At 68.0% G+C, this 5,616-nt stretch carries 6 protein-coding genes; 1 reads left to right on the forward strand and 5 read right to left on the reverse strand.

Annotated elements, in window-relative coordinates; translation table 11 throughout:
• Positions 1 to 82: 82 nt before the first annotated feature.
• The 3 genes from VF468_22905 to VF468_22915 all read right to left on the reverse strand — a co-directional run bounded on the left by VF468_22905 (position 83) and on the right by VF468_22915 (position 2,756).
• A complete protein-coding gene (locus VF468_22905) occupies positions 83 to 910 on the reverse strand; it encodes an epoxide hydrolase (GenBank protein ID HEX5881139.1) in 828 nt (275 codons plus the stop codon).
• A gap of 134 nt (positions 911 to 1,044) precedes the next feature.
• Positions 1,045 to 1,833, reverse strand: coding sequence for a heliorhodopsin HeR (gene heR, locus VF468_22910; GenBank protein ID HEX5881140.1), 789 nt, complete (start codon positions 1,831 to 1,833; stop codon positions 1,045 to 1,047).
• 167 nt (positions 1,834 to 2,000) lie between these two features.
• A complete protein-coding gene (locus tag VF468_22915; GenBank protein HEX5881141.1) occupies positions 2,001 to 2,756 on the reverse strand; it encodes a response regulator transcription factor in 756 nt (251 codons plus the stop codon).
• Positions 2,757 to 3,061: 305 nt separating this feature from the next.
• Between VF468_22915 and VF468_22920 the strand changes: the two genes are divergently transcribed.
• Entirely contained in the window at positions 3,062 to 3,310 is a 249-nt protein-coding gene (locus VF468_22920) for a DUF397 domain-containing protein (GenBank protein HEX5881142.1), read from the forward strand.
• 61 nt (positions 3,311 to 3,371) lie between these two features.
• Here the strand turns inward: VF468_22920 and VF468_22925 are convergent, their stop codons facing one another.
• A complete protein-coding gene (locus tag VF468_22925) occupies positions 3,372 to 4,193 on the reverse strand; it encodes a helix-turn-helix transcriptional regulator (GenBank protein HEX5881143.1) in 822 nt (273 codons plus the stop codon).
• A gap of 301 nt (positions 4,194 to 4,494) precedes the next feature.
• Entirely contained in the window at positions 4,495 to 5,325 is an 831-nt protein-coding gene (locus VF468_22930) for an SAM-dependent methyltransferase (GenBank protein ID HEX5881144.1), read from the reverse strand.
• Positions 5,326 to 5,616 lie beyond the last annotated feature (291 nt).

A 5,616-nucleotide genomic window follows, 5' to 3' on the forward strand; every position in this document is an offset into this window, starting at 1 on the left:
CCGACCAGGCCACCGAAACGCGGCGCTGGACCTGAAGATCACATGCGGACCAGCAGCGACCGCGCTGACTGGTACCACCACGTCAACGTCCCCGCGCACTGAGGAAGTGCTGCACCCGCTGTTCGCTGGTCGTCACGCCGGGCGGGTTCTCATAGCCGACCAAGGTGATGCCCGTGGGCGCCTCGACCTGCGGCCAGCGGTCATGCGACGGCGTCCAGGGATAGCGGTTGTTGTTGGCGTAGGTGCGGATCGACGTCTCGATGGCGTCGCCCGCCCAGTAGATCGTCGCGTGGGTGAGCAGATCGTCCTTGGTGAACACCCGTTCAACGTCGCCGCCGTTGTCCGACCAGTTCGCCCAGCGTTCCAGCATCCAGGCCAGCATCCCGGCCGGGGAGTCGGCCAGTCCGTAGGCGAGGGTGCTGGGCGCGAGCACGTGCGCCGCCAGGTGGACGGCGAACGTGAGCGGTGTCGAGAACCCGAAGCCGGGCAACGACGGCACGATCACCTCGAACGCATCCGCCGGGTCGGCTCCGAACGCGGCCGGGTCGGCGAGCGGGTCGATGACCTTGGCCCAGTGCCAGAACGTCCACGGCCAGCCGTGGCTGAGGATCAGCGGCACGGGGTCGGCCCCGACGCCGGGCTTGCGCATGAAGTGGACCGGCACGCCGCCAACCTCGACGCGGTAGTGCTCGTAGGCATTGATCGCCCGCTCGGCGGCGCGCCAGTCAAACCCATCCGCCCAGTACGCCACCAGCTCCTGCAGGTACGAGCGGCGCACCCCGTAGTAGCCGTCGTCGTTGCCGGCATCCCGCGGCCACTTGGTCGTGGTCAGCCTACGACGCAGGTCATCAAGCACCTCGTCCGCCACCTGCAGCGACGTCGGCGTCAGGGGAAACGATCGTGTCGGCACGGAACTGTCCTCTCCAATGGCGGGACGGCTCGACGACGCGTCTGGGGTCCGCCGTGCGTCCAGGAAACACGACACACGCCAGCTCCACGGCACGGCGCTGCGGCTCGTGGCCAGACCATCGAACCGGCCGGAGGCTAGGCGCGTAGGACGTTGGCGAAGATCAGCCAGGCGAGCAGCGACTTGGCGACCAGGCTGAGGGTGATGTAGCTGACCTCGCCGACCACATAGTCCCGCCAGCGCCCCACCTCTCGGTACTGCAATGCCATGTTGACGGCGAAGCTGAAGAACAAGACGAACTGGGTGGCGGTGATCGCGTACACGAAGCCGGGCACCTGCGGCGCCCCGGCCACATAGATCCCCACCAGGACCCAGGGCACCACCCCGATCAGGGACCCGAACCAAAAGGCGCTCCAGTCCGCCCTGCCCGGCTGCTGCTGACGCTCCATGAGCAGGCCGAACAGGATCATCGCGGTGTTCGCGGCGAAGATGGCGGTCACCGCGGCAAGATCGCGGATCCCCACGAACAGGCCGATCAGCACGATCATGATGGAGGCGCTGACCGAGTACTCGACCCAGCGGGCGTAGTTGGATCGACGCTCCAGGCTGCGCGTATACCACCGCTGGGCGCCGGGGGCGGCGACCAGGAGATGATCGGCGGCGGCCAGCAGCAGGAAGACCGCCACGGTGGGGCCGATCGGGAGCGCGAAGAGGCGCTCGGGCATGGTTGGCCCTTGGGCCGCGACCGGGTCGTTGGTCAGATAGGACGCGGTGATCGGCAGGGCCAGGGTGTTGCTGAGCGCCAACATCAGGGCGCCTTCCAGGCCCAGCAGGAGACCGACCACCAGGTTGACGACCCGCAGCCGGCGATGGCGCGCGGCCACCGATGCCGGCCGGGCTGCCATGTTGCTGACGTCCACGGTCATGCCCTCTCATTCAGACGCCGAGTCAGCTGCGTGCACAGCTACCGCGACACTGTCGCCGCGTGCTGTGGAATTGGGTAGGGGCAAACGGCCCAGACCGCTGTAGCTGTAACTCGACGTTCGTTAGTCCCACAGCGGGTGGAAGGTCCGCCCCTGCCAAGGTGAATCGCCTACTGCATGGCCCGTTGGGTCGACCTAGTCCTGCGAAGGGGCTCGCTGTCCCATCGGCCCGCACGCCGCCCCCCCGAGCCTCGACCGGCCCGGGCCGATCGAGTTGGGGCGCCGACCTCGGTACGGTCTGGATCCGGGAGAGCAGAACGACTGCCGCGCTGGCTGTCGTTGGCGAGGGCACGGCGTCCGGCCTCGGTCAGTAGTACATAGTCGGAGGCGACCACGACGAGCCGACGGTTGGCGAGCGAGCGGGTGACCTGGCGCCCGACCGGCCAGCGCATGACGAATCCGTCGGACGCCTCGAGCTGCTTGAGGGCTAGCCAGTCGGCGGCGGTGAGCCCCTCAACGGATGCATCGGCTCGGCTGTCCGGGCGGCCACCAGCGACCGTTTGGCCCTTGTCTTGGGCAGCGCAGGCTTCTCGCAAGGTGGCGACGAGCTCGACTGTGCCGATGCCCTTGGGGATGCCGACCTGTGCTCCGGAGTTGCAGACGGCCCGGTCCAGCTGGGCGTCGTCGTCCCCGGTCCACAACACCACGGGTGTGTCCGGCTGTTGGCGCCGCAGGATCCGGGTGGCTTGGACGCCGTCCATCCGGGGCATGCGCAGGTCCATGAGCACCACATCGGGGTGATGCGCGGCGGCCTGAGTCACCGCCTGGGCGCCATCCTCGGCCTCGCCGACCACCGTCAGCCCGGCCTGCTCCAGTGCCGAACGGATGCGTGTGCGCTGGGTTTGGCTGTCGTCGACGACCAGCACCTGCAGCGCTGTTGCAGCGGTGCTCCCGTGTGTCATGGCAACTCCCGCGAGCCTTGGGCGGGTCAGGCCGAGCGATTTTGTGTGCCGTCTTGACGCGCGATATGATCTGCTATGCCAAGTGCAGATGCAACTGCAGATGTCAGGTGCAGGCACCAAGTACAGACCCCGGTGGGAGTTCTCTCGGCCGCCTCGGGATCGAGGTTCGGCCCGGAGCGGCGGGGCGTCCCCTGATCTGTCGGCGTGCAGCTCCGCTGGCTCTGTACCGAGCCGGTTGGATCGGCCTGCTGGAAGGGAGCTAGCTGATAATGGGTGAAGGTGCAGAGTCAAGGCCCTACAACGGCATGCCGGCCGGGGAGTTGCGGGGCGCCTGCTGGTGGAAGAGCGGGCGCAGCAGCGCCCAGGGCAACTGCATCGAGACGGCCAAGTTGCCAGGTCATGAGGTGGCGGTGCGGAATTCCCGGTATCCGCAAGGACCCACGCTGATCTTCAGCCAAGCCGAGGTCCGCGCGTTCCTCGAGGGCGTGAAAGACGGCGACTTCGACGACCTTCTGTAGCCAGGGAGCGACCCTGAGGCTGCGACACCTGCGCAGCGGACAGGGGCCTACCCCGAGCGCATCAGGATTCCTGCAGGATCTTGTGGAGGAGGTCCACGGTCTTGTCGGGAGGTGCGGCGCGCATGCTGATGCGGTCCATGACATGCAGGTACTGGTTGACGTCGTCGCGCCTGTCGAGGTACAGGGCATTGGTCAGGTGCTCGACATAGACCACATCGGGTAGCTCCTGGTCGGCGAACCGGAGGATGCTGAACGAGCCCACCATGCCCGGGTGGGCACCAGCACCGAACGGCAAGATCTGCAAGACGACATTCGCCTGCTTGGTGGCGTCGATCAGCCGCTCCAGCTGCCCGCGCATCACCTCGGGACGGCCCACGGGTCGCCGCAGCGCCGCCTCGTCGATCACCGCCCACAGCCGGGGCGCGTCCGGTCGGGTGAGCAGCGTCTGGCGGGCCATCCGCAGCGCGACCCGCCGTTCCTCCTCCGCCCGTTCGTCCAGGTGCGCGCCGGCGATGACCGCCCGCATGTAGTCCTCGGTCTGCAACAGGCCGGGGACTAGCTGGCCCTCGTAGGTCCGGATCAGCGTGGCCGCCGACTCCAGATCCACATAGGCCCGGAACCACTGGGGCAGCAGGTCGCCGTAGTGCTGCCACCAGCCAGGGGCGTTGGCCTCGCGAGCGAACTCCAGGAACCCGGCGACCTCATCTGGGTCGGTGACGCCGTACAGCCGCAGCAGGTCGACGATGTCGCGGTCCTTGAAGCCAACCTGGCCGTTCTCCAGCCGGTGGATCTTCCACTCCGACGCCCGGATCGCCTCGGCGGCCTCCTCGCGTGAGAGTCCCGTGTCGATCCGGAGCCGGCGCAACTGGGCGCCGACCAGCATGCGACGCACGGTCGGGCCGCTCCCCAGTCCGGGCCGATCCTCGCTCACGCCTGCCTCCCGCAACCTGGTGCCTCCCGCACCCTGGTTGACAGACAGTGTGCCACTTTCGTCCAGACTGTCCGGGATCCGCCTTGGCTATCGACCGTTGCATCCGCACTCGGTACAGGCCGGAACCCGTAGGGTGCGGGAACTCGGACGTGACCTGTGAGCTGCGGATGGCGTCGGCGGTCTGGGTGGTGATCCCGCATGAATCGGCCAGGTGCCCATCGGCCCTGACTTCCCTGGCCATCGGTCCTGACCTCTATGGCTTGCGTCCAACCCCGGCGTAGGCGGGCACGTCGTAGTGGAGGACACTATCGGCGTCACCTGGATCGGGTCGCCACCGGTGCAGCTGCACCAGCCCCGGCTCCACCATCTCCAAGCCGTCGAAGAACCGGGCAATTTGGTCCTTGCCACGGAGGGTGGGACGGTCGGGCATCAGCTTCTCAAGGCGCTCGTAGGCCTTGGAGATCTCGCCGCCGCTGTCGACATCGCCGGCGGGATGGGAGATGGCGAGGTAGCTACCTGAGGGCACGGCAGCCATGAGCCGGCTGACGACCTCGTACGCGTCCTCATCCTCGATGAGCATCAGGATCATCAACAGCGTGATCGCCACCGGCTCGTTGAAGTCCAGCGTCTCCGCAGCGCCCTGCAGGATCTTGTCGGGGTCGCGCAGGTCGGCCTCCACGTACTTGGTGACGCCCTGCGCACTGCTTTGAAGCAAGGCCCTGGCATGCACCAGCACGAGCGGGTCGTTGTCGACGTACACGACCCGGGATTCCGGCGCGACCGCCTGGGCGACCTCGTGAGTGTTGTCTTTGGTGGGCAGGCCGGTTCCGATGTCCAGGAACTGCCGGATCCGCGCCTCGCCAGCCAGGTAGCGCACCATCCGGCCCAGCAGCGCCCGGTTCTGACGGACGCCGCGCCGCATCTCGGGGAAGACCTCGAGCACGGCGTCCCCCGCCCTCCGGTCGGCGGGGAAGTTGTCCTTGCCGCCCAGCCAGTAGTCGTACATCCGCGCCGGGGTGGGCATGCTGGTGTCGATCTCGGGCGGCAGGTCCCCGCCGGGTAGGGTGGGACCGCGGTCTGTCATGGGCTCGCCTTCTCTCCGCCGGGGGAACGGGCAACCGTATTCTCCGACAAGATCCCGTTTGGGAGTAGCGGCCTGTGCCCTCGTGCACGCCGAAAGGTTCCCAGGCCGGTGCAGGCAGTCGGACCACCATCCTTGATCACCTCACCGCCGCCAGCGCGGTGTCGAGGGCAAGGCAGAGCTCGGCGAGCGAGCGGACGACGACACGGTTGGTGCGGTGATGGTGGACGTCCCAGGCGGCGTGTCCGGGGAGGCCGGCCGTCACCCGAACCCTAGTCGCGATCCTGCCGGCGC

This window comes from Actinomycetota bacterium, from assembly GCA_036280995.1.
Classification (GTDB): Bacteria; Actinomycetota; CALGFH01; order CALGFH01; family CALGFH01; genus CALGFH01.

What these genes read in the sequence shown, in the direction of transcription:
- heR (HEX5881140.1), bottom strand. Translation starts at nt 1,833, where the DNA reads ATGACCGTGGACGTCAGCAACATGGCAGCCCGGCCGGCATCGGTGGCC.
- VF468_22920 (HEX5881142.1), top strand. Translation starts at nt 3,062, where the DNA reads ATGGGTGAAGGTGCAGAGTCAAGGCCCTACAACGGCATGCCGGCCGGG.
- VF468_22925 (HEX5881143.1), bottom strand. Translation starts at nt 4,193, where the DNA reads ATGCTGGTCGGCGCCCAGTTGCGCCGGCTCCGGATCGACACGGGACTC.
- VF468_22930 (HEX5881144.1), bottom strand. Translation starts at nt 5,325, where the DNA reads ATGACAGACCGCGGTCCCACCCTACCCGGCGGGGACCTGCCGCCCGAG.